Here is a 4,206-nt window from a genome sequence, read left to right on the forward strand (position 1 = left end):
ATCAGTGTCAAAGCTGTGGGCAGACTACCAAACTATCGATCGTATTATCCCCCTCGCATCGGTTAGTAGCAACAATATCAGCAACCTCCAAACTCGGTGCGACTCCTGTAACAGCCAGAAAAAACACTACTTCGATCCCAGATTCGATCGACGTTATCAGTAAATTTTGAATTTTGCCAGTTTTAGGCGATCGATACAGCTAGCGAGATATTCGGTACACTCTAAATGGGGAACTAACCACAATTAGTTCGCGCCAAAGCATACCAATCGATCGACTAGCCAAAATGCACGTACTCTCGATTCCCACTTGGATCATTCATATTTCTAGCGTCATTGAGTGGATGACGGCGATCTGGCTGATTTGGCTCTATGCTGAGGCTAGTGGCAATCTCGCTTGGCGGAGTCTGTCATTTGGGATGTTGCCCGCATTGGTGAGTGCGATGTGTGCTTGTACTTGGCATTTTTTCGACAATCCGCCCGCGCTAGAGTGGCTGGTGACATTACAAGCAGCGATGACAGTAGTGGGGAATGCCACGATGTGTGTGGCTGCTTGGCAGATTAGTAAACAGTCGATCGTCAATAGTTAAGATATGCCATCGTTAATCGAATCGATATTTTCTAAGGAAACATTATTTGCAGTTTCTTTATTTCCTTATTTAGGATTTCTCTGGTTGATGACCAAAAAGATCCAGACTCCAAAGATTGCGCTAGTTGGGTTTTATCTAACTTTAGTATTTGTCGCGGTGACGATTCCGATCGGAGCATATGCACAGTTGAAATTGCATAAATCTTTAGCTGACGTCGATCTTTTACATGGCAGTGCAGAATTATTTTTGACAATTTCTAATATCACGATCGCGATCGGGTTTAGTCAAGCTTTAAGTAAGTTGAAAGTGAATAGTGGATAGTGGATAGTTTGGAGTTGGGATTGATTATAGATAAAATGTCGAATGATGGTTGGTGTGCGATCGGGTTGGGGAGCAATTTGGGTGACTCAAAGGCAATATTAACTGGCGCGATCGAACGACTGAAAATCCATCCCCAGATTGAGCTATTAGCCGTATCTAGCTGGTATCTTACAGCTCCGATCGGACCACCGCAGCCAGATTATGTGAATGGTTGTGCGACGATTGAGACTAGTTTGACACCATTGGATTTGCTAGATGTTTTACAATCGATCGAGGCTGAGTTCGGACGAGTAAGGCAAGAGGTTTGGGGGGCACGGACGCTAGATTTGGATCTATTATTATATGGCGATCGGATTATCGATTTACCGATTTTACAAATCCCCCATCCGCACATGTGCGATCGCGCATTTGTACTGATACCACTAGCCGAAATCGCACCCGATCGGATCGAACCAAGTTCGGGCGAATCGATCGCCACCCTAGCCAAAAAATTAGAATCTTCGGGTGTAAAATTACTTCTATAAGTATCCACTATTCACTATTCACTATCCACTATTCACTATCCACTATCCACTATCCACTATCCACTATTCACTATCCACTAATTAAACATGCCATTAGGAACCGAACCAGCGAAGATTCTCCAGCACAAATTGCATTATCAAGGACGTAAGTTTTCATTCAATGTCGATCGGATCGAATTGCCCAATGGGGCGATCGGGGAATGGGAATCGATTCATCATCCTGGTGGTGCGCTGGCGGTACCGATGACGCCAGAGGGCAAATTAGTTTTAGTTAAACAATATCGCTTTCCTACCCAGGGCAGAATCCTCGAATTTCCGGCAGGTACCCTAGAAATCGGTGAAGATCCAGCGACGACGATCTCGCGGGAAATTGAAGAAGAGACGGGATACCGAGCTGGTAAATGGCAGAAGTTGGGGGAGTTTTTTCTCGCGCCTGGTTATTGTGATGAGATTATTTATGCTTTTCTGGCGCAAGATCTGGAGAAATTAGCCGTGCAACCTGCGGGTGATGAGGATGAAGATATCGAGATCGTGTTGATGACTCCAGCCGAATTTGAAGCGGCGATCGAGGCTGGCGAACCGATCGATGCTAAATCGATCGCCGCTTATTTCCTCGCGCGGAAGCATTTATAATCGTCATCAAGAATGGTTAACGATCGGTGTCGATCGCCAAGAAATCGATCAATAATGGAGGTTTAGTACCGTGCCAATCCTCAGAGTTATTTTAGATTATGAGCGTTCAAGTCATCTTACCAATTCTGACTATTCCCTTCGTGCTTGGTATCCTGTTTTTTGGTACTCGCAATGGCTTCTATGATTCCGACAAATATCATGGGAATGGTTCCGCTCACTAGCTAGCGACTTGCCCATTGCCGAGATCTCTATAGAGCGGCGGCGGTTTTATCCTGGACTTTGCCCTTGTCTACTCTGCCCCATTCTAGTAATGAAGATCTAGTTTGTTTGCCCTATGGCGTCGGACATCATGACGAGGGCGTGTGTTTGCTTGTCAAAATGGGGCCATATCGGATCTTGCTCGATTGTGGCTTGCAAGATATTTCACCGCTGATTGCTGCCGATAAGCTACCGATTTGCGATTTGGTGATCTGTAGCCACGCTCACGCCGATCATGCTAGAGGTTTACTCGCGCTCCATCGGGCTTTTCCGCAGTTACCGATCTACACGAGCGAAGTCACCAGCCGCTTGCTATCGCTCAATTGGTTAGATGAAACTGATGGCGTACCGCAAATCAGTCAAGCTTTACCATGGCAACGATCGATCGAGTTTGCCGATGGTTTATCGGCAGAACTCTTTCCCGCCGGACATTTACCAGGTGCGGCGTCGATCTTGCTGACTTATACCGGATTTTATCAGTCGTTTCGGGTCTTTTATACGGGCGACTTTTTCTTGTCCAATTCCCGATTAGTAGAGGGCTTGCACCTCGATTCGATTCGCAATCTCCATCCTGATGTCTTGATTGTCGAGGGCAGCTATGGCACTGCGCGTCATCCCCATCGCCGCAAACAAGAAAATACCTTGATGGCACGGATCGATCGAGCCATCAACCAACAACAGTCGATCATTCTCCCTGTCTCTCAGCTCGGCATCGCTCAGGAGCTGCTGATCCTGCTCCGCAGTCATCATTTATTTACCGGACGCGATATCGATATCTGGGTAGATGAATCGATCTCGGCTGGTTATGATGCTTATTTGCCGCTCATCGCTCATTTTCCGCCCTCTGTGCAAAACTTTGCGCGCCATCAATCCCTGTTTTGGGATGAAAAAGTCCGCCCCCATGTGCGTCAAATTACCCCAGAGACGCTAGCCCAGATCCATCAGCGTCAGTGTATTGTCATCACGGAGACTCACGCCGATCTCGACACTTATACGATCGAACATCCCTTCCCCTGGCTGGTATTGTTGCCCGCTTCACCTCATGGCACGAACGTATTTCCAGCCACCACTCCAAAAATTGCCGTCGAAACCTATCTCCTGAGCGAACATTCTGATGGTGCTGGTACCGCCCAATTGATTCATAATATGCGTCCCAAGCATGTCGTATTCATCCATGGTTCGGCAACTTATCTGGCAGATCTGACGGGGTTGGAAGAGCTGCAAAACCGCTATCATTTACATTCGCCATCAGCAGGAAATCTAGTTTCGCTGCCGGTTGGCGATACTTTTATCCAACCCGCGCCGCCAAAAGATCCCAATTATGATGGCGAACTCACCGAACTAGAACAAGAAATCAGTATTAGCTTACCCACGACGATCTCCAGCGACCCCCGGTGGCATAATTTTGCGGATACCGGATCGATCGAAGCCAGATGGCAAGGCGAAGAAATCGTCCTCAGAGGCATCTCCCAACGCGAAATCCTCGATCGACAGCAAGCAAGCAATCTTCCGCCAGATCTGCCCTGCTGCGGTAATTGTCGCCATCAACGCGGCTCTCGTTGTCATAGTTCGCAGTCTCCACTCAATGGATTTCGAGTTGCTCCCGATGGTTTTTGTCCGGCGTTTGAATCGAGTTAAAGTATTGAACTACTATATTTTGGTCGATGTTTTACAACCAAAAAAATATCTATCCATACTATTTCTGCCGCCGTTCGCATAATGAACCTTGGATAATGCGATCACCTTTTCCACACGTTTTATACTTGTACGGCTTAGAATTAGTCGAAGTAGCTGGTTTATTATAGCGATTGTTATAGAAGGGCGAATTATTGAAATTAGAAAAATTGCCTGCTGGCTAAAATAGCCCAACGCGCCAAAAAGGT

Annotated in this window: 7 protein-coding genes and 1 pseudogene; 7 read left to right on the forward strand and 1 reads right to left on the reverse strand. The window is 46.8% G+C overall.

The window, feature by feature from the left end:
- The 7 genes and pseudogenes from RMO27_RS23775 to RMO27_RS07495 all read left to right on the forward strand — a co-directional run.
- A pseudogene (locus RMO27_RS23775) lies at window positions 1-163 on the forward strand (HNH endonuclease); the annotation flags it as partial.
- Window positions 164-284: 121 nt separating this feature from the next.
- Entirely contained in the window at window positions 285-587 is a 303-nt protein-coding gene (locus RMO27_RS07470) for a DUF2499 domain-containing protein (protein ID WP_309731005.1), read from the forward strand.
- 3 nt (window positions 588-590) lie between these two features.
- On the forward strand, window positions 591-908 hold the full coding sequence (locus tag RMO27_RS07475) for a DUF3593 domain-containing protein (RefSeq protein ID WP_309731006.1): 318 nt from the start codon (window positions 591-593) through the stop codon (window positions 906-908).
- Window positions 909-943: 35 nt separating this feature from the next.
- Window positions 944-1,432, forward strand: a complete 489-nt coding sequence (gene folK, locus RMO27_RS07480; protein WP_309731007.1) for a 2-amino-4-hydroxy-6-hydroxymethyldihydropteridine diphosphokinase — start codon at window positions 944-946, stop codon at window positions 1,430-1,432.
- 87 nt (window positions 1,433-1,519) lie between these two features.
- The gene (locus RMO27_RS07485; protein WP_309731008.1) at window positions 1,520-2,065 is read left to right on the forward strand and encodes an NUDIX hydrolase; all 546 of its coding nucleotides are present in this window, start codon (window positions 1,520-1,522) and stop codon (window positions 2,063-2,065) included.
- A 98-nt stretch (window positions 2,066-2,163) separates the two neighbouring features.
- Complete coding sequence (locus RMO27_RS07490) at window positions 2,164-2,286, forward strand: hypothetical protein (RefSeq protein ID WP_309731009.1); 123 nt, start codon at window positions 2,164-2,166, stop codon at window positions 2,284-2,286.
- A 64-nt stretch (window positions 2,287-2,350) separates the two neighbouring features.
- Window positions 2,351-3,961: an MBL fold metallo-hydrolase gene (locus RMO27_RS07495; RefSeq protein WP_309731010.1), complete on the forward strand. Its 1,611-nt coding sequence runs from the start codon at window positions 2,351-2,353 to the stop codon at window positions 3,959-3,961.
- Window positions 3,962-3,973: 12 nt separating this feature from the next.
- Here the strand turns inward: RMO27_RS07495 and RMO27_RS07500 are convergent.
- On the reverse strand, window positions 3,974-4,206 hold a 233-nt coding region (locus tag RMO27_RS07500; RefSeq protein ID WP_309731011.1), incomplete at its 5' end, for a hypothetical protein.

Origin of the sequence: Chamaesiphon sp. OTE_75_metabat_556 (genome assembly GCF_031378165.1) — a bacterium.
Lineage (GTDB): Bacteria > Cyanobacteriota > Cyanobacteriia > Cyanobacteriales > Chamaesiphonaceae > Chamaesiphon.